General features: G+C 47.4%; 14 protein-coding genes, 4 tRNA genes, 2 rRNA genes and 1 riboswitch. Of the genes, 10 read left to right on the top strand and 10 right to left on the bottom strand.

All coding sequences use genetic code 11. The features are described 5' to 3' along the window. Positions 1 to 42: 42 nt before the first annotated feature. The 7 genes from ACLIIY_RS18740 to ACLIIY_RS18770 all read right to left on the bottom strand — a co-directional run bounded on the left by ACLIIY_RS18740 (position 43) and on the right by ACLIIY_RS18770 (position 6225). Positions 43 to 2933: ribosomal RNA gene (locus ACLIIY_RS18740) — 23S ribosomal RNA — on the bottom strand. A gap of 292 nt (positions 2934 to 3225) precedes the next feature. Next, positions 3226 to 3301 (bottom strand) — tRNA-Val (locus ACLIIY_RS18745). A 35-nt stretch (positions 3302 to 3336) separates the two neighbouring features. Beyond that, a tRNA-Ala gene (locus tag ACLIIY_RS18750) sits at positions 3337 to 3412 on the bottom strand. Between the two features lie 24 nt (positions 3413 to 3436). Then, a tRNA-Lys gene (locus ACLIIY_RS18755) sits at positions 3437 to 3512 on the bottom strand. A 2-nt stretch (positions 3513 to 3514) separates the two neighbouring features. Further along, positions 3515 to 3590 (bottom strand) — tRNA-Glu (locus ACLIIY_RS18760). Positions 3591 to 3679: 89 nt separating this feature from the next. After that, positions 3680 to 5232 (bottom strand): 16S ribosomal RNA (locus tag ACLIIY_RS18765). Together the 16S and 23S rRNA genes with 4 tRNA genes alongside form the textbook arrangement of a ribosomal RNA operon. Before the next feature lie 468 nt (positions 5233 to 5700). Next, positions 5701 to 6225, bottom strand: a complete 525-nt coding sequence (locus tag ACLIIY_RS18770; RefSeq protein WP_009706848.1) for a DUF3087 domain-containing protein — start codon at positions 6223 to 6225, stop codon at positions 5701 to 5703. 158 nt (positions 6226 to 6383) lie between these two features. Between ACLIIY_RS18770 and trmY the strand changes: the two genes are divergently transcribed. After that, positions 6384 to 6983, top strand: coding sequence for a tRNA (pseudouridine(54)-N(1))-methyltransferase TrmY (trmY, locus tag ACLIIY_RS18775; protein WP_005374282.1), 600 nt, complete (start codon positions 6384 to 6386; stop codon positions 6981 to 6983). 77 nt (positions 6984 to 7060) lie between these two features. Here trmY and ACLIIY_RS18780 read toward each other — a convergent pair whose 3' ends face one another. Together ACLIIY_RS18780 and ACLIIY_RS18785 are read right to left on the bottom strand one after the other, a co-directional pair. Beyond that, entirely contained in the window at positions 7061 to 8404 is a 1344-nt protein-coding gene (locus ACLIIY_RS18780; RefSeq protein WP_434529096.1) for a TldD/PmbA family protein, read from the bottom strand. Next, positions 8404 to 9789, bottom strand: a complete 1386-nt coding sequence (locus tag ACLIIY_RS18785; protein WP_045485735.1) for a TldD/PmbA family protein — start codon at positions 9787 to 9789, stop codon at positions 8404 to 8406. Before ACLIIY_RS18785 ends, ACLIIY_RS18780 begins: the two co-directional genes overlap by 1 nt. Before the next feature lie 356 nt (positions 9790 to 10145). After that, positions 10146 to 10256, top strand: a riboswitch (TPP riboswitch). A 104-nt stretch (positions 10257 to 10360) separates the two neighbouring features. Here ACLIIY_RS18785 and thiD point away from each other — a divergent pair. From thiD to ACLIIY_RS18825, 8 genes are all read left to right on the top strand, one after another. After that, complete coding sequence (gene thiD, locus ACLIIY_RS18790; RefSeq protein WP_434529097.1) at positions 10361 to 11233, top strand: bifunctional hydroxymethylpyrimidine kinase/phosphomethylpyrimidine kinase; 873 nt, start codon at positions 10361 to 10363, stop codon at positions 11231 to 11233. Then, on the top strand, positions 11223 to 11978 hold the full coding sequence (locus tag ACLIIY_RS18795; protein WP_434529098.1) for an ABC transporter ATP-binding protein: 756 nt from the start codon (positions 11223 to 11225) through the stop codon (positions 11976 to 11978). Before thiD ends, ACLIIY_RS18795 begins: the two co-directional genes overlap by 11 nt. Further along, positions 11971 to 12771, top strand: coding sequence for an ABC transporter permease (locus ACLIIY_RS18800; protein ID WP_009706843.1), 801 nt, complete (start codon positions 11971 to 11973; stop codon positions 12769 to 12771). Before ACLIIY_RS18795 ends, ACLIIY_RS18800 begins: the two co-directional genes overlap by 8 nt. Before the next feature lie 47 nt (positions 12772 to 12818). Further along, the gene (locus ACLIIY_RS18805; protein ID WP_434529099.1) at positions 12819 to 13769 is read left to right on the top strand and encodes an ABC transporter substrate-binding protein; all 951 of its coding nucleotides are present in this window, start codon (positions 12819 to 12821) and stop codon (positions 13767 to 13769) included. A gap of 54 nt (positions 13770 to 13823) precedes the next feature. Further along, the gene (gene tenA, locus ACLIIY_RS18810) at positions 13824 to 14492 is read left to right on the top strand and encodes a thiaminase II (RefSeq protein ID WP_434529100.1); all 669 of its coding nucleotides are present in this window, start codon (positions 13824 to 13826) and stop codon (positions 14490 to 14492) included. 12 nt (positions 14493 to 14504) lie between these two features. Continuing rightward, a complete protein-coding gene (gene thiM / locus ACLIIY_RS18815; RefSeq protein WP_104040275.1) occupies positions 14505 to 15296 on the top strand; it encodes a hydroxyethylthiazole kinase in 792 nt (263 codons plus the stop codon). A gap of 62 nt (positions 15297 to 15358) precedes the next feature. Beyond that, positions 15359 to 15973: a thiamine phosphate synthase gene (gene thiE, locus ACLIIY_RS18820; protein WP_434529101.1), complete on the top strand. Its 615-nt coding sequence runs from the start codon at positions 15359 to 15361 to the stop codon at positions 15971 to 15973. 188 nt (positions 15974 to 16161) lie between these two features. Further along, positions 16162 to 16887, top strand: a complete 726-nt coding sequence (locus tag ACLIIY_RS18825; protein WP_045414972.1) for a phosphatase PAP2 family protein — start codon at positions 16162 to 16164, stop codon at positions 16885 to 16887. A gap of 86 nt (positions 16888 to 16973) precedes the next feature. On the opposite strand, the gene ACLIIY_RS18830 is transcribed toward ACLIIY_RS18825, so the two are convergent. After that, a complete protein-coding gene (locus ACLIIY_RS18830) occupies positions 16974 to 17207 on the bottom strand; it encodes a hypothetical protein (protein WP_434529102.1) in 234 nt (77 codons plus the stop codon). 321 nt (positions 17208 to 17528) lie between these two features. Between ACLIIY_RS18830 and ACLIIY_RS18835 the strand changes: the two genes are divergently transcribed. Beyond that, the gene (locus ACLIIY_RS18835; protein ID WP_434529103.1) at positions 17529 to 18692 is read left to right on the top strand and encodes a sensor histidine kinase; all 1164 of its coding nucleotides are present in this window, start codon (positions 17529 to 17531) and stop codon (positions 18690 to 18692) included. The last annotated feature ends 10 nt before the right edge of the window (positions 18693 to 18702 follow it).

The raw sequence follows: 18702 nt of genomic DNA on the forward strand, positions 1-18702 counted from the left end.
AATGTTCTTACATTGAGTCCATCAAAACCCCTTGGGTGTTGTATGGTTAAGCCTCACGGGCAATTAGTACAGGTTAGCTCAACGCCTCACAACGCTTACACACCCTGCCTATCAACGTTCTAGTCTCGAACAACCCTTTAGGATACTTAAAGTATCAGGGAAGACTCATCTCAGGGCTCGCTTCCCGCTTAGATGCTTTCAGCGGTTATCGATTCCGAACTTAGCTACCGGGCAATGCGTCTGGCGACACAACCCGAACACCAGAGGTTCGTCCACTCCGGTCCTCTCGTACTAGGAGCAGCCCCCTTCAATCTTCCAACGCCCACGGCAGATAGGGACCGAACTGTCTCACGACGTTCTAAACCCAGCTCGCGTACCACTTTAAATGGCGAACAGCCATACCCTTGGGACCGACTTCAGCCCCAGGATGTGATGAGCCGACATCGAGGTGCCAAACACCGCCGTCGATATGAACTCTTGGGCGGTATCAGCCTGTTATCCCCGGAGTACCTTTTATCCGTTGAGCGATGGCCCTTCCATTCAGAACCACCGGATCACTATGACCTGCTTTCGCACCTGCTCGAATTGTCATTCTCGCAGTCAAGCGGGCTTATGCCATTGCACTAACCTCACGATGTCCAACCGTGATTAGCCCACCTTCGTGCTCCTCCGTTACTCTTTGGGAGGAGACCGCCCCAGTCAAACTACCCACCAGGCACTGTCCGCAACCCCGATTAGGGGTCGACGTTAGAACATCAACACTACAAGGGTGGTATTTCAAGGACGGCTCCACAAATACTGGCGTACTTGCTTCAAAGCCTCCCACCTATCCTACACATGTAGGGTCAATGTTCAGTGCCAAGCTGTAGTAAAGGTTCACGGGGTCTTTCCGTCTAGCCGCGGGTACACTGCATCTTCACAGCGATTTCAATTTCACTGAGTCTCGGGTGGAGACAGCGTGGCCATCATTACGCCATTCGTGCAGGTCGGAACTTACCCGACAAGGAATTTCGCTACCTTAGGACCGTTATAGTTACGGCCGCCGTTTACCGGGGCTTCGATCAAGAGCTTCGACCGAAGTCTAACCCCATCAATTAACCTTCCGGCACCGGGCAGGCGTCACACCGTATACGTCATCTTACGATTTTGCACAGTGCTGTGTTTTTAATAAACAGTTGCAGCCACCTGGTATCTGCGACTCTCGTCAGCTCCATCCGCGAGGGACTTCACCATCAAGAGCGTACCTTCTCCCGAAGTTACGGTACCATTTTGCCTAGTTCCTTCACCCGAGTTCTCTCAAGCGCCTTGGTATTCTCTACCCGACCACCTGTGTCGGTTTGGGGTACGATTCCTTACAATCTGAAGCTTAGAGGCTTTTCCTGGAAGCATGGCATCAATGACTTCACTACCGTAGTAGCTCGACGTCGTGTCTCAGCCTTAAGAGAAACCGGATTTACCTAATTTCTCAGCCTACGCACTTGAACCTGGACAACCGTCGCCAGGCTCACCTAGCCTTCTCCGTCCCCCCATCGCAATTGTAAGAAGTACGGGAATATTAACCCGTTTCCCATCGACTACGCCTTTCGGCCTCGCCTTAGGGGTCGACTTACCCTGCCCCGATTAACGTTGGACAGGAACCCTTGGTCTTCCGGCGAGGAGGTTTTTCACCCCCTTTATCGTTACTCATGTCAGCATTCGCACTTCTGATACGTCCAGCATGCGTTACCACACACCTTCAACCGCTTACAGAACGCTCCCCTACCCAATGCACTAAAGTGCATTGCCGCAGCTTCGGTTTACTACTTAGCCCCGTTACATCTTCCGCGCAGGCCGACTCGACCAGTGAGCTATTACGCTTTCTTTAAATGATGGCTGCTTCTAAGCCAACATCCTGGCTGTCTGAGCCTTCCCACATCGTTTCCCACTTAGTAGTAATTTGGGACCTTAGCTGGCGGTCTGGGTTGTTTCCCTCTCCACGACGGACGTTAGCACCCGCCGTGTGTCTCCCGGATAGTACTTACTGGTATTCGGAGTTTGCAAAGGGTTGGTAAGTCGGGATGACCCCCTAGCCTTAACAGTGCTCTACCCCCAGTAGTATTCGTCCGAGGCGCTACCTAAATAGCTTTCGGGGAGAACCAGCTATCTCCAGGTTTGATTGGCCTTTCACCCCTAGCCACAAGTCATCCGCTAATTTTTCAACATTAGTCGGTTCGGTCCTCCAATTGATGTTACTCAATCTTCAACCTGCCCATGGCTAGATCACCTGGTTTCGGGTCTATATCCAGCGACTGAGTCGCGCAGTTAACACTCGCTTTCGCTACGGCTCCCCTAGATGGTTAACCTTGCCACTGAATATAAGTCGCTGACCCATTATACAAAAGGTACGCAGTCACACCACGAAGGTGCTCCTACTGCTTGTACGTACACGGTTTCAGGTTCTATTTCACTCCCCTCACAGGGGTTCTTTTCGCCTTTCCCTCACGGTACTGGTTCACTATCGGTCAGTCAGTAGTATTTAGCCTTGGAGGATGGTCCCCCCATATTCAGACAGGATATCACGTGTCCCGCCCTACTCGATTTCACTTTATATGCGTTGCCGGTTACGGGGCTATCACCCTGTATCGCACAACTTTCCAGAAGTTTCACCTGACGCATAAAAAGCTTAAGGGCTAGTCCAATTTCGCTCGCCGCTACTTTCGGAATCTCGGTTGATTTCTTTTCCTCGGGGTACTTAGATGTTTCAGTTCCCCCGGTTCGCCTCGCTGCGCTATGTATTCACGCAGCGATACTTACTTATGTAAGTGGGTTTCCCCATTCGGAAATCCCAGACTCAAATGGTTTTTACTACCTAATCTGGGCTTATCGCAAGTTAATACGTCCTTCATCGCCTCTGACTGCCAAGGCATCCACCGTGTACGCTTAGTCACTTAACCATACAACCCGAAGGAGTTTCGAGTTGATGTTCAAATCACCAAAGTTGTCTCTCATTATTTGAATGAGCGAGAGACATTTCGATTTTGCCGGACTCAATTTCGAATAATCACTGTAAAAGTGATATTCCCAAGAACACTTGAATGTGTTTTTTGGTGTTTGTCATAAAGACAAACATTGAGAACTTTACAAACAATCTTAAAGATTGTTTTGTCAGCTTTCCAAATTGTTAAAGAGCTAATCACTTCTTATGAAGTAACCATTTTTAAACACACTCGTAAGAATGCTTAAAGATGGTGGGCGATACCGGGCTCGAACCAGTGACCCCCTGCTTGTAAGGCAGGTGCTCTCCCAACTGAGCTAATCGCCCACATAAGTTTTTCGTCTTGTGGTAGACGTCAAGAATGGTGGAGCTATGCGGGATCGAACCGCAGACCTCCTGCGTGCAAGGCAGGCGCTCTCCCAGCTGAGCTATAGCCCCATCTTGAGAGTCATTCTTAAAGAATGGTGGGTCGTGCAGGATTCGAACCTGCGACCAATTGATTAAAAGTCAACTGCTCTACCAACTGAGCTAACGACCCAATGGTATCCCGTAGGGGAGTCGAACCCCTGTTACCGCCGTGAAAGGGCGGTGTCCTAGGCCTCTAGACGAACGGGACACTGGATTGAAGATATTGGGATATCTTCGTCTCTTTTACTTATAAACCGTATCAATCTGTGTGGACACTCATCGTGAGTAATCATCGTTTAAGGAGGTGATCCAGCGCCAGGTTCCCCTAGCGCTACCTTGTTACGACTTCACCCCAGTCATGAACCACAAAGTGGTAAGCGTCCTCCCGAAGGTTAAACTACCTACTTCTTTTGCAGCCCACTCCCATGGTGTGACGGGCGGTGTGTACAAGGCCCGGGAACGTATTCACCGTGGCATTCTGATCCACGATTACTAGCGATTCCGACTTCATGGAGTCGAGTTGCAGACTCCAATCCGGACTACGACGCACTTTTTGGGATTCGCTCACTATCGCTAGCTTGCTGCCCTCTGTATGCGCCATTGTAGCACGTGTGTAGCCCTACTCGTAAGGGCCATGATGACTTGACGTCGTCCCCACCTTCCTCCGGTTTATCACCGGCAGTCTCCCTGGAGTTCCCGACATTACTCGCTGGCAAACAAGGATAAGGGTTGCGCTCGTTGCGGGACTTAACCCAACATTTCACAACACGAGCTGACGACAGCCATGCAGCACCTGTCTCAGAGTTCCCGAAGGCACCAATCCATCTCTGGAAAGTTCTCTGGATGTCAAGAGTAGGTAAGGTTCTTCGCGTTGCATCGAATTAAACCACATGCTCCACCGCTTGTGCGGGCCCCCGTCAATTCATTTGAGTTTTAATCTTGCGACCGTACTCCCCAGGCGGTCTACTTAACGCGTTAGCTCCGAAAGCCACGGCTCAAGGCCACAACCTCCAAGTAGACATCGTTTACGGCGTGGACTACCAGGGTATCTAATCCTGTTTGCTCCCCACGCTTTCGCATCTGAGTGTCAGTATCTGTCCAGGGGGCCGCCTTCGCCACCGGTATTCCTTCAGATCTCTACGCATTTCACCGCTACACCTGAAATTCTACCCCCCTCTACAGTACTCTAGTCTGCCAGTTTCAAATGCTATTCCGAGGTTGAGCCCCGGGCTTTCACATCTGACTTAACAAACCACCTGCATGCGCTTTACGCCCAGTAATTCCGATTAACGCTCGCACCCTCCGTATTACCGCGGCTGCTGGCACGGAGTTAGCCGGTGCTTCTTCTGTCGCTAACGTCAAGTAATGCAGCTATTAACTACACTACCTTCCTCACGACTGAAAGTGCTTTACAACCCGAAGGCCTTCTTCACACACGCGGCATGGCTGCATCAGGCTTGCGCCCATTGTGCAATATTCCCCACTGCTGCCTCCCGTAGGAGTCTGGACCGTGTCTCAGTTCCAGTGTGGCTGATCATCCTCTCAGACCAGCTAGGGATCGTCGCCTTGGTGAGCCATTACCTCACCAACTAGCTAATCCCACCTAGGCATATCCTGACGCGAGAGGCCCGAAGGTCCCCCTCTTTGGCCCGTAGGCATTATGCGGTATTAGCCATCGTTTCCAATGGTTATCCCCCACATCAGGGCAATTTCCTAGGCATTACTCACCCGTCCGCCGCTCGACGCCGTTATCGTCCCCCGAAGGTTCAGATAACTCGTTTCCGCTCGACTTGCATGTGTTAGGCCTGCCGCCAGCGTTCAATCTGAGCCATGATCAAACTCTTCAATTTAAGATTTTGTTTGGCTCAATGAATACTGAACATTACATAAGTAATGTTTGAATTGACTGTGCTGAATCTTTCGATTCAATGGTCACTTCGTATCATTGAAACCTAATTTGAAACCGAAGCTTCTAATTGGATTATCATCAACGAGTGCCCACACAGATTGATAGGTCTATATTGTTAAAGAGCTTGCTTCGTAAGCTTTGCTATCGAAGCGGAGGCGTATTCTAAGGAATTAATTCTTAGTGTCAAACACTTTTTCAAATTAATTTTTAGAAGCTTTTCTTTCGCCTCATTGCCAACTGCTTTTGCGTTTCCGCTTTACCCTGACAACGGAGGCGCATTATAGGGAGATGATTTTTCTTGGCAACCCTTTTTTAGAAAAAACTTTAAAAAAAAGCGTCGAGTGATGAAATCTCACTCAAACGCTTATTTTTAACACTTAGTTGTTAACTTAACGTAGCAAATAGGCAATCAATATGTGTCAATCCAAGACTCTTCAAAGTTTGTAATATCAAGATCCAGTGACTTCGCTGCTTCTATTTGCTCAATTGTCTCTAATTCTTTATTTACACTGCTCATCGTCAATGTGTTGTTGTCTAACTCAAACACCTGACTTTGAGTCGTATAGTAGAACTTAAGTATCGTCAGCGCTTTTACATCGTGCTCAGCAGAAGCGGCTTTAATGCTTTTCAGTTTGCGAAAGATCTTGTTGTGCAGCTGCTTGAGTTTCCAGACATACAACACTTCTTCCATATAAGGGCGTGTTTTGAATTGGTTTAACAAAGACAGTGAAGTAGCTAAGGCAAGCACAACACCAATCAAGTTCCAGTGAAAGTTCCCCGTCGACTGTTCAGGTACTACATCTGTATTACCGAACAAAACGATCAATAGCGTACTAAAAGCAAGAGAAGAGATAGCAAGCAAGGCAACAAAGCCACCAATCACTAGGTTGACCTTCTTTCTATAGACTTGTTTGTTTATTTTTTTGATTTCCATATACCGCTCCTAACAGGTTGCCTCTATTCTAACCAGCACACTCCGCACGACAATCGAAGCTTTGTAAGTAAGTTCACATTTGCTATTAAACTCGCATCCCTTCCCTGCTTGGGTATATACTTCCGCGCATTCACTCTTCCTATATAGAGGCTAAATTCATGCGCTCTTTTGTTTTACGAGCTCGCGCGGCGCCAACCACCAGCAAAGCACTGTTAGAAGGTGTTGGTAATGAAGCGCATACAGAGATTCTTGCTCATACCATGATGAACACTATGTTCGTTGCTCAATCACACCGTGAAGATGTGGTTGTTCACTTGGTTTTAGAAAGCACAAAAGATTTCTCACGCACCATTACTATTCGCTCTAACGACATCACCAACATTGGTGGCTTCCATGAGTCAACCTTGATTGCAGCAGTGGCTCGCGCTTTGGATGCTTCGGTTGGTATGGGCAAAGAGCAACTTCGTGAAGTCGAACCTGGTATCACCGTTCGTACCGTCAGTTTTGAACGACTAGTGCAAGAACTGGCAGAAGATCACCAACTATATATGTTGGATAAAAAAGGCGAATTTGTTCGTGATGCAGAAATCGGTGGAAACCCATGTTTCTTGCTAACTGACCATATTCCGATGCCGAAGAAGTCTTTTAACAGCTTGAAGCGCCTTGGCACAGAGAAGATCAGCTTAGGTCCTAAGATGCTTTTCGCTTCTCAGTGTGTGGTATTGATCCACAATGAGTTGGACATTCGCGAATTTTAATTCTCGGGAGTTAATCACTCTATAAAAGAAAGAGGACTCCCTTGAGTCCTCTTTTTGTTTCTATAGGAATGCTAAGTTTACTTACCACCAATGCTCAAGCGTGCAAACCGAACGTCTGGCGAGAAGAAAGTGCGGCTATCGTTAATTAACTGAGTATCACCCACAGCCTCAACTTCTTGCAGCATCTTGTAGAAGTTACCCGCTACAGTGATACCACGCACTGGTTGAATGCGCTCACCATCACGGCACAAGAAGCCACTTGCACCAAATGAGAAATCACCACTCACTGCATCCGCACCAGAATGGACACCTTGAAGTTCGACTAACTCTAGGTACTCACCCGCTTTTACTTCTGATGCACTGCTGTTACCTGTCGCAATCACTTTGTGATTTGCTGATACATCTAAGCTCGATTTTGCACCGCGAGCGGCACTTGCTGTCGAGACTGCGCCCAAGTAACTTGCAGTCTGGCTGTTGTGTAACAAGGTTTTCAACTCACCATTAGCAATCATCACATTGTCTTGAGTAGCAAAGCCTTCACTATCAAAACTTGCGATTGCCATACCATTTGGCATGTAAGCCGTATCAGTAAAGGTAATCAAATCACTCGCAACACGTTGACCAAGCTTGTCACCCAGTGGCGTAATGCCTTTCATCGCGCTTACGCCAGAGAAAGCACTGCCGAAAGCACCGAATAAACTTGCTAGCGCATTGATGTGGAAAATAGCAGGGTAGTTACCTGTCGCAACCGGAGCGCCTTCCAGAAGATCACGAGCAAGGTTGTAGCCACCTTCGATACAGTAAGCTGGATTCAACTCATCAAAACGGCGACCAAGTGACATTCTGCCCGCCATTGACTGTTTGCCGTCTTTTTCAAACAAGGTATACGCGTAACAAGTGAACGAGCGCTCGAAGTGTTGACACAATGTGCCTTGAGTATTGGCAATGATTAGTTGTGTTTCGCCATCGCTGTAACCATTGTAAGGTGCGCTAGAAGCGTGAGGTAGAGCCACTACGCCTTGCTCAAGAGCGAGAGACAGTTCGATTTTTTCGTCAACAGAAGTTGTATCTTCTTGCGCAATCTCAGCAACATCAGTCGCGATGTGGCTGTTCACGCAACTAATGGTCTGATGTTCATCTTGCTTGGAAAAGCGAGCGCTTTGCAGCGCGTTAGTCAGCATCAAATCTAAGCTTGGTTGCTCTAACGACTCAGAATAGCTTGTTGCAACGCGCGCATCTTTCACAACACGAACACCCAGAACTTGGCTTGAGCTTACTTTGTACTCATCCAGCTTTCCTTGGTTCGCTTTCAGAGAAAAGCTGCTGTTGCGGTTTACAATGACGTCCGCTTCTGCGCCTTGGCGTTTTGCTTCTGATAGGACGTAATCAACCGCATTAAGAAGTTGTTTTTCTTGGCTCATTAGTTACCGCCTCCTACCAGAATGTTATCTACTTTCAGCGTTGGCTGACCGACTGTTGTTGGTACTGAACCACTTACTGAACCACACATGCCCGGCGCAAGCGCCATGTCTTTGCCGACCATGCTGATTTCTTTCAACACTTTTGGACCCGTGCTGATCAGCGTTGCTGTTTTAAGAGGCTTGGTGATTTTGCCATTTTCAATGAGGTAAGCCTCACGAACGGCAAAGTTGAATTCCCCCGTACCCGGTTGAACCGAGCCGCCGCCCATCTTCTTCGCATAGATACCACGTTCGATGCCTGCCAGCATGTCATCAAGTGAGTGCTCGCCTTCTTCGATAAAGGTGTTACGCATACGCGAGGTTGGTGCAAACTTGTAGTTTTGACGACGACCAGAACCCGTAGGTTCGTAACCTGTCTTCATGCCACCCATTTTATCGACCATAAAGCTGGTTAGCTTACCGTCTTTGATCAATTGGGTGCGCTGAGTCTTCATGCCTTCGTCATCAACATGAATCGAGCCCCATTCGTTGGTCATGGTGCCATCATCGACTGCATTCACTGCGGTGTGAGCAACCATTTCGCCCATCTTGTCGTGGAATACTGAAGCTTTTTTCGCAACCGAAGTGGTTTCTAGCAAGTGGCCACAAGCTTCATGGAAAATTACTCCGCCAAAACCGTTACCAATCACTACTGGCATTTCACCCGATGGGCACGCATCCGCGCCAAGTTTGACCAACGCTTGCTGCGCGATAGTTTGACCTAGCTCTTTGGCATCAAGCTGTTCACTGAACTCCCAGCCAGCAAGAGCGCCAGGGCCTTCCATACCAGAAGACTGCTCATTACCTTTTTGCGCAACAGTATTACCAGCAACTCGGATGTAGTGACGAGTATCGTCAACGTGTAGACCTTCTGAGTTGAAGATAGACACTTGTTGTTCGCGCTGAAGCACGCTGCCGATGAACTGGCTGATATGTTCACTCTCTGCACGTGCGGCTTGGTCAACTTGCAACAGGAAAGCAATTTTAGAATCTAGGTTAGCGTCTTTGCCAAGTGGCATACGACAACCATGTTGAATTGGGTAGCGGTTCAGATTGAGAGAACCTGCTGACGCGATTTGCTCACGCTTGTCTTTTGCAGCAAGCAGTGAGGTTACGCGTTTAAGTTCGGTTTCATCTGTACTGTTGGTGTAACCGTAAAGCACTTTATGACCGAAGAAGAGACGAATACCGATACCAAAATCGATACCCGAGTTCACCTTATCCACCTCACCAGATGCGATCTGGACAGTGTTGGTTTGATGGTGTTCAACGAATAGCTCAGCGAAATCAGCCCCTAAAAAGAGGGCATGATCGATCACCGCTTTCGCTGTTACAGAATTAAGCATGAAATCTCCTTGCTCGTTGATCGTCCTAGCCTTCCCCACCTTTGAGTTAGACTCTGTTTATAACAGTCACAACCTAAATTGGATGACTCAAAAGTATATTGGCAATGCATTAAATATTAACACTTTTTTAACCTTGTTTTATGCTAATCCTTGCTAAATCAAAGAACGATTCGTTACGTATTATGTCGACATCTCACTATTAGATAGTGTCTTGAACTGCCAGTTTCAATGCAGCACGTTATTTACACTAATTTCTGTTCTCTCGTTACTGCTCTCAAGTCTCATATTTAATCGATTGCCCCCTCTTGGCCGGAAAAAACACGTGCACCGTAACTGAGTGAACTGCTATTATCTTGACGAAATAGTCGGGGGGCCCATGCAGTGAATGCGTCGGCTGAGATCGAAATTCGAGACCCGTTGAACCTGATTCAGTTAGCACTGACGTAGGGAACTATCATCACTTTGCCACTAGCCTGCTTCAAGTCTGTATCGACGCAGCTAGCCTCAACGGATCCATACACCGATCTTCAATGGCTAAGTCAGTTCCTTTACGTCTGTAATAGGAGCGACCATGGCGCAGCAGTCAAGCCAAGAAAAACCATCAACACATCCACAAGCAGCAACTTCAACAGACACACCGATTGTGTTGACGATTGCAGGTTCTGATAGTGGCGGCGGCGCAGGCATTCAAGCCGACATCAAAGCAATGTCCGCAACCGGCAGTTTTGCTTGCTCGGTAATCACGGCGATTACTTCGCAAAATACCCAAGGCGTTTCTGCGATTTTCCCCATTCCTCTCGACCATGTAGAGAGCCAACTCGATGCGGTATTTACCGACCTCAACATCGTTGCAGTCAAAGTAGGCATGCTGGCAGATTCCAACATCATCAAAGTTGTTGCCAACAAAATTAAACAATACCAGCCAAAACACCTCGTGATTGACCCTGTAATGGTGGCCACCAGCGGTGATCTATTACTGGAACAGTCGGCAATCAGCACTTTAAAAGAAGAATTGATTCCGCTTGCAGACATCATTACCCCTAACCTACCCGAAGGCGCAGCATTGACGGGTAAGGCAGTGCCTCAATCAGAATCTGAAATGAACGATATGATTGCTGACTTGCGCGCATTGGGGGCAAAAGCGGTGCTGTTAAAAGGCGGCCACTTAGAGGAAGACGAAAACAGCAACGATCTGCTGATCATGCAAGACAGCGCCGAGTTAATCAGCGCTAAACGCTTTCCAACCAAAAACACCCATGGCACAGGCTGCACGCTGTCTTCTGCTATCGCGTCTTACCTTGGCCAAGGCAACAATCTGCACAAAGCGGTACACCTTAGTAAGCAGTACATCAGCCAAGCTATCGCGCACGCTGACGAATTGGATGTCGGTAAAGGTCATGGCCCTGTGAACCATTTTTTTGCAGGTCACACGCATGTGCGCTAATGCACTCGGCATTCAGCTTACCGAAGCAAGTCTGCAATACAAAGACAGCCAAACACCAACATTAGCAGGGTTGAGTATGACTATCCCTGCTAATCAATGGACTGTGTTACTTGGCCGCAGTGGTTGCGGAAAAACGACGATCCTTCGTTATCTAGCGGGGTTGTTAGACGACAAAGTCGAATGGCATGGTGAATTAACCACCACGGATGGCATCGCCCTACACAAACGTATTGCCTACATGGCACAACAAGACTTGTTGCTACCATGGCTAAATGTGTTAGACAACGTCTGCCTCAGTTCTCGATTTTCTCAAGACCAATCACCAGAGCAAAATAAACAACGCGCACTGACTTTACTAAACCAAGTAGGACTCGCCGATTACACGGATGCTAAGCCAGCTCAGCTCTCTGGGGGCATGAGACAACGCGTTGCCCTTGCTCGTACTCTGATGCAAGACAAACCTCTGGTTCTGATGGATGAACCTTTCTCTGCACTGGACGCGGTTACTCGCCATAAGTTGCAAACCTTGTCTGCCGAATTATTGAAAGATAAGACGGTTGTTCTGATTACCCACGATCCACAAGAAGCGGTGCGATTAGCTCACCAACTTTATGTACTGCAAGGCACGCCTGCGCAAGCTCAGCACTTGGTCGTTCCGGATTCCAAGCCGCCACGAGTTCTCGATGGAGAGTGCGCAGCGCTACAACAAGCGATTTTGGATCAACTGGAGAAAGACTATGAGTGATATGACTCAGTACAACTCCGTTTCGGCACGCATTAGTAAAAAAGAACGCGTGACCCATCCGGCTCTACGATTGGTCATCAGCACTGCAGTGATCTTGGGATTGTGGCAGTTGGTTGTTGTGGTATTCGACATGCCAAGCTTCATCTTACCTTCACCAATTGAAGTGCTGGATAGATTGGTCACTCGTTACGATGTCCTGCTCAAACATACTTGGGTTACCGCGCAAGAGATTTTACTTGGCTTGGCGCTTGGATTATCAATGGGTTTGCTGTTCGCATTGCAAATGCTGATGTTCGAGCCGCTGAAGCGTTGGTTACTGCCAATTCTGATTGCTAGCCAAGCGATCCCTGTGTTCGCCATAGCGCCAGTGCTCATGCTTTGGCTGGGTTACGGCATTGCATCGAAAGTCGTCATGGCGGCGATCATCATCTTTTTCCCCGTCACGACATGTTGCTACGACGGTTTGCGCAATACGCCAACAGGTTACCTCGACCTTGCCAAGACCATGGGCGCGTCTAAATGGCAGTTACTTCGTCATATTCAATTGCCAGCCGCCCTACCAACTTTAGCTTCAGGTATTCGTGTTGCCGTCGTTATTGCGCCAATTGGAGCAGTGGTCGGTGAGTGGGTAGGTTCAAGTGAAGGCTTGGGTTATCTGATGCTCCAAGCTAACGCTCGCATGATCATTGATGAGATGTTTGCGGCGCTGTTTATCCTCGCAGTGCTGTCTATCTCACTCTACTTCATCACCGATAAATTGTTGAAAAAAGCCATCCCTTGGGAAAGCAAGTAATTACAGAAAATAACCAAAGAAAATTGGGAAAGAAAAGGAAGAACCCCGTGAATAAAAACAAACTTATGAGCGCTGTTGCTCTACTCGCTTCAGTGGTATCAACCAACGTGCTTGCAGCTGAAAAAGAGATGACACTGATGTTGGATTGGTTCGTCAATCCAAACCATGGTCCTATCGTGATTGCCAAAGAGCGCGGTTACTTCAAAGAACAAGGTTTGAAGGTCAACATTCAAGAGCCTGCAGATCCAAGTACACCACCTAAGTTGGTCGCGGCGGGTAAAGTCGACATGGCGATTTCATACCAACCGAGCCTAACTATCGATGTCGCGGCTGGTTTGCCACTAATCCGCTCTGCGACTTTGATTGCTACGCCACTCAACACGCTGATGGTGTTGGACAACGGTAAGAATGAAAACCTTGGCGACTTAAAAGGTAAGAAGATCGGTATTGCGATCGCAGGCAACGAAGAAGCGACAATCGGCACCATGCTTGCGCAAGAGAACGTGAAGTTTTCTGACGTACAAATCATCAACGTAGGTTGGGCGCTGTCTTCGTCTCTTGCATCTGGCAAAGTGGATGCGATTTGGGGCGGTCTACGTAACTTCGAAACCAACCAACTGGAACTAGAAGGTTATAAAGCTAAAGCCTTCTTCCCTGAAGAACACGGAGTACCAGCGTATGACGAGTTAGTCTTCGTAGCCAATGCAAAAACCTACGACAAAGAAGCCATCAAGGCATTCAACAAAGCACTAGAGCAAGCGACCACTTACATCGTTAACCATCCAAAAGAGTCGTGGAAAGAGTTTGTGGCTTATTCACCAGACACACTCAACAACGAGCTTAACCAACGCGCTTGGAACGACACGCTAACTCGTTTCGCTCTTCGTCCATCTGCAGTGGATCTGAAACGCTACGATGATTATGCCGAATTCATGTATTCACAAAAAATCATCGAAACACTGCCAAAAGCGAAAGATTACGTACCGAGCTTTGACTAATTCTACTGACCTTAGGATCTAAGCCTAGGGTCTTTTGATAACGAGATACCCATAATGAAATATCAAGATTTGATCGACGCTTGCCGCCAAGATTGGCAAGAATACACTGAGCATGATTTCGTGCAGCAATTGGCGAAAGGCACTCTGGCTCAGCCTTGTTTTCTGCATTACCTAAAGCAGGATTTTCTTTTCCTAAAACAGTACGCACGAGCTTACGCATTAGCGATCTACAAAGCGCGTACTTTGGATGACATGCGCCGCGCGCTCCCAAGCGTACATGCATTGCTCGATTCTGAAATCGCCCACCACGTGACTTACTGTGAGCAATGGGGACTGACAGAATCCGACCTAGAAAACGAGCCAGAAGATTTCGGCACTGTGGCTTACACCCGCTACGTATTGGATGCTGGCATGACGGGCGATCTTGTTGATCTTTACGCAGCACTTGCTCCTTGCTCTATCGGTTATGCCGTTATCGGTAAGATGCTGATTGAAGATGAAAAGACAGTAATCGAAGGCAACCCATACGCAAGTTGGATCAACCTCTACGGTGGTGAAGAGTTCCAATCTGGTGTCGCAAAAGGTGCAGAACACTTTAACCAGTTATTGGCGGAAATCGACATCAACAGCCAACGCGGTCAAAACCTGATTCAGGTATTCAAAACTGCAACGCGTATGGAAGTGGCATTCTGGCAACAAGGTCTGAACGCTCAGCAAGATTAATTGGAGAGTTTCATGTTAATTGAACAAATCACCCAAGCATTAACCGCAGTGCGCCAGCAAAAGCCGTTAGTCGTCAACATCACTAACTACGTGGTGATGAACAACACGGCAAACGCGCTATTGGCTATCGGCGCTTCTCCAATAATGGCGCACTCCAAGCAGGAAATGGCAGAGATGATGTCGTTCGCGGGCGCACTGGTTATCAACATCGGTACCCTAGATAGCGTTTGGACACCGCGTATGAGCTATGCCGTAGAGCAAGCCAATGCCAATGGTAAAATCGTTGTACTCGACCCCGTCGGTTGTGGAGCAAGCTCATTACGTACCGAGACATCACGTGAGATCGCACGCCTTGCAGACAAGTTGATCATTCGTGGTAACGCCTCAGAAATCATTGCACTCGCTGGCGAGCAAGCACAAAGCAAAGGCGTCGATGCGTTAGACAGCAGCGACGCAGCACTTGGCGCAGCGAACTTCTTAGTCGCAGAGTATGGTGCAAGTGTGGTGATTTCTGGCGAGACTGATTACATCGTCACGAAGGAACAAACCGTGCAACTGAACAATGGTCACGAGATGATGCCATACGTAACCGGAATGGGCTGTACATTAACGGCTCTAACAGGCGCTTTTGCTGCTGTTGGTGATGATACCGGACTTGCTGCAGCGGCGGTACTAGGCGTTGTTGGCGAGATTGCAGCGGAACAAGCTCGCGGCCCAGGTAGCCTGCAAATGAACCTGTTGGATGAGCTTTACCAGTTGGATGAAGAAACGCTGGCAAAACGCCTAAAACTCCAAGTGAGCTAAGCTTTTCTCTAACAAATATCGGCCTCTCATTTCATCTAGATGAGAGGCCCAAAGGAAACAAAATGAACGTCTATCGTTTATATTTGGTCACCGATGACCAACAAGATTTAGCCACACTAAAGCGTGTTGTGAGAAAAGCCGTGGAAGGTGGCGTGACCATGGTACAAGTTCGCGAAAAACACGGCGATGTGCGTGCGTTTATCGAACGGGCTCAAGCCGTGAAAGACATCCTTAAAGATACCGATGTGCCTTTGATCATCAATGATCGCGTAGATGTCGCACTGGCTGTCGATGCTGATGGTGTCCACCTCGGGCAATCAGACATGCCAGCAACCATTGCTCGTGAGTTGATTGGACCAAACAAAATCCTCGGCTTATCCATCGAAAATGAAGAGCAGTTAGCGGAAGCGGACTCTCTGCCGATTGATTACATCGGTTTGAGCGCGATATTCGCGACGCCGACCAAAACCAACACCAAAAAACATTGGGGTATTGATGGTTTGAAGATGGCGTTAGAGACAACTTCACTACCGATTGTTGCCATTGGCGGCATTAACGAAAGTAACATTCCGCAGCTTAGCGCCACTGGTGTTCATGGCTTAGCTTTGGTTTCAGCGATTTGCCACGCAGAAGATCCAAAAGCCGCATCGGAATATCTGTTAGGGTTGATGAGCTAACCTTATTCACGCCAGAACAAAGCGCTTATGGATGAGCGCGTTCGCCTCTCAAAACTTTCAACAGTCCCTCCTTTCACAACGAAGACTTGCGATGTCACTTTCAAGACCGAATTGACAGAGCGTTGATAAGTTTTTCACATCGACTGTCGTAAGATAGCCGCCTATTTTCGACTGCTGTATGACTTTTCATGAAAACTAAAAAATACGGTTTGATGATGCTCGCCTTGTTCATTCTTGGCATCATCCCACTTTCGCTGTTTGCCTCGTATCACGACCTTACTTCTCACGTTTCTGACGGCACTGGCATTCTCTTTACTCTGCTAACCGATTCTGCGGGCAGTAAAGGCTTTTTGATCACTCTAACGCTGTTGGTGTTATCGCTTTACCGCTTCAAGCCGAGCCAATCTGACTGGATGCAAAAACTGTCCATGCTGGGATTGTTACTGGTGATTGGTTTTGCCAGCAAAACAGGCTTAAAGTTGATGACAGAAAGCCCGCGTCCCTACACCGAACTGCTTGCCGCAGAGCAATTGATTGAGCACCCAGAAGCGTTTTATCAACTAGAAACCGCTCAGCAAGCGAGTGTGATTGGTGAGATCTCCGAAAAAGTCAGTGAATGGCGCACTCGTCACTGGCAAGGTGAAAAAGACTATTCCTTCCCATCGGGGCATACGATTTTCGTTTCTATCTGTTTAGCCTTCTTTGGTGGGTTATTTTTGCAGAACAAGTGCTATATCTCTGCTGCTACCTTATGGGTGTGGGCAATGGGCGTAGCGTACAGTCGCTTGTGGCTCGGTATGCACAGAATTGAGGATTTGGTTGGTTCAGTGGTATTTGTCGCCATCGTGTTTACTTTGCTGCCAGCATTCCAAGTCACCAAGAAAATGCCTTTTGTGACTCTCGCTAAGTCGTAACGAGACATACTCCATTCAAGCATATTCAGCTCTAGAAATACAAAAACGCCCGACCATAAGACACTATGCGTCGGGCGTTTTGTTATTTACGCGACATCCAAATCAGAGGCTAATGAGTAGCACTCTTGTGCTTGCACAACACCACTTGGAACTTGATTCGCGATCAACGCAGACAAAACCGTAAACTGCCATTGGTGCTTGCATTCTGAGTTACTGCAATGAACCTGATATAACAAGTTCATTTCAAAAGCGCCTTGTTTATACGCCATAAACTGTGTTCGACACACTTGGCAGCTCACATAAGTTATCGCTACTTTCATACGCATTCCCTTCAACAAAAGTAATCCATTAAAAATCCAATCACTGAAAACACTTCCCTTCCCTCCGCTTTGGATCTGGAAAGTCATTTTCATATTTTGTTCATAGAGCCATGTTATTTGAGAACGCGTGAAGCATTCGTGAAGAAAATAAATAACGGACATTCAATGGGTGTGATATCCCTGTGAGGATGAACGAATTATTTCCGCATACTCTTTCTATTTTTCGACAAGGACAAATTTATGGATATTAGGGCAATAATCAAACCGGTTCATAAAGAAGCCCCCAGTATTTACGCCAAAATACGTTGGAGTTTTACTAGGATGGCATTCATTATTGCCCTGTTTTTTTGGACGATTATTTACATCGCCGAAAGTAGGTTTGAGTCTCTGAGCTTAAACCATTGGTTAGAAAAAGAAGCAGAGCTGTATTTACACAACTACCAACAGCTTCAGCACCTCGCACCTCCACCAAACTCTTTGGTATTTGATTTCTACTGGTCGTTAACGCATGTGCCTGAATGGCTTGCGATTCACACTCAGTTGGGGTTTTATGGCCAAGAAGTGCGCTCCGATGAAAAGAGCTTCGGTGTGTTCCATCACCCTTCAGGAAAAGGGCTGATGTACATTGTATTCAAAGGCGATTCTGATGAGTTTAGGGATGAGTACGAGAGCGCTTTGCATCACTTTACGCTTTATTCCATTGCCATCCTTTGTTTAGTGATGTTTCTGTATGGCATTCACATTGTTCGTATTCTCTCCCGCCCACTCAACGTGATCGTTAACAAAATAGACCGCATGCCACCCCAGTACGAAGGTTTTGAAGTGGAAACCCGCTTTAGTGAAACACGTTATATTGAGCAAGCCCTTGTTGATGGTAAGAAGAACATCGCGCATAACTTTCAGCGCGAACAAGAGTTCAACCGCTTCGCTTCTCATGAGCTCCGAACGCCAATCATGGTCATAAAAGGATCTGCCGATATCTTGAATCGAGTATCGGATCTGCCGCGCGTTGCACTCAAGTCAATTCAACGTACGCAAAGAGCTTGTGAAGACATGAGAGTATTGACCGAAGTGTTCCTGTTACTAGGAAAGGAAGAGATAAACTCACGTCATTTTGAGCAGGTCGATTTGGCAAAGTGTATCGAAAAGCAACTCGAAGAAGTTGGAACACTGTTTATTAAAGAAGGCGCTCAGCACCACTTTCAGCAGCAAGGCAATATTTACTTGTTTGCGCCAAAGAGCTTCATATCAATCGTCATCAACAACCTAGTTAAAAATGCATTCAGCTATAGCTCTGGTGATGTCTTCATTGATCTGAATGACCACCGCTTACAAGTCAGAAATCAATTTGAAGCCAATAATGAAAATAGTTCGGGGTACGGATATGGATTGATCATTATTGAGCGAATTTGTGAGCGGATGAATTGGCAATTTACTCACCGTACTGAAGACAAAAAATTTATTGCCCAAGTCATCTTCACTTAATGGTTTTATT

This window comes from Vibrio sp. K4 (assembly GCF_051122595.1).
Classification (GTDB): Bacteria; Pseudomonadota; Gammaproteobacteria; order Enterobacterales; family Vibrionaceae; genus Vibrio; species Vibrio owensii.

Coding starts and splice junctions, on each gene's coding strand:
- ACLIIY_RS18770 (WP_009706848.1), bottom strand. CDS start 6,225: ATGGAAATCAAAAAAATAAACAAACAAGTCTATAGAAAGAAGGTCAAC.
- trmY (WP_005374282.1), top strand. CDS start 6,384: ATGCGCTCTTTTGTTTTACGAGCTCGCGCGGCGCCAACCACCAGCAAA.
- ACLIIY_RS18780 (WP_434529096.1), bottom strand. CDS start 8,404: ATGAGCCAAGAAAAACAACTTCTTAATGCGGTTGATTACGTCCTATCA.
- ACLIIY_RS18785 (WP_045485735.1), bottom strand. CDS start 9,789: ATGCTTAATTCTGTAACAGCGAAAGCGGTGATCGATCATGCCCTCTTT.
- thiD (WP_434529097.1), top strand. CDS start 10,361: ATGGCGCAGCAGTCAAGCCAAGAAAAACCATCAACACATCCACAAGCA.
- ACLIIY_RS18795 (WP_434529098.1), top strand. CDS start 11,223: ATGTGCGCTAATGCACTCGGCATTCAGCTTACCGAAGCAAGTCTGCAA.
- ACLIIY_RS18800 (WP_009706843.1), top strand. CDS start 11,971: ATGAGTGATATGACTCAGTACAACTCCGTTTCGGCACGCATTAGTAAA.
- tenA (WP_434529100.1), top strand. CDS start 13,824: ATGAAATATCAAGATTTGATCGACGCTTGCCGCCAAGATTGGCAAGAA.
- thiM (WP_104040275.1), top strand. CDS start 14,505: ATGTTAATTGAACAAATCACCCAAGCATTAACCGCAGTGCGCCAGCAA.
- thiE (WP_434529101.1), top strand. CDS start 15,359: ATGAACGTCTATCGTTTATATTTGGTCACCGATGACCAACAAGATTTA.
- ACLIIY_RS18825 (WP_045414972.1), top strand. CDS start 16,162: ATGAAAACTAAAAAATACGGTTTGATGATGCTCGCCTTGTTCATTCTT.
- ACLIIY_RS18830 (WP_434529102.1), bottom strand. CDS start 17,207: ATGAAAGTAGCGATAACTTATGTGAGCTGCCAAGTGTGTCGAACACAG.
- ACLIIY_RS18835 (WP_434529103.1), top strand. CDS start 17,529: ATGGCATTCATTATTGCCCTGTTTTTTTGGACGATTATTTACATCGCC.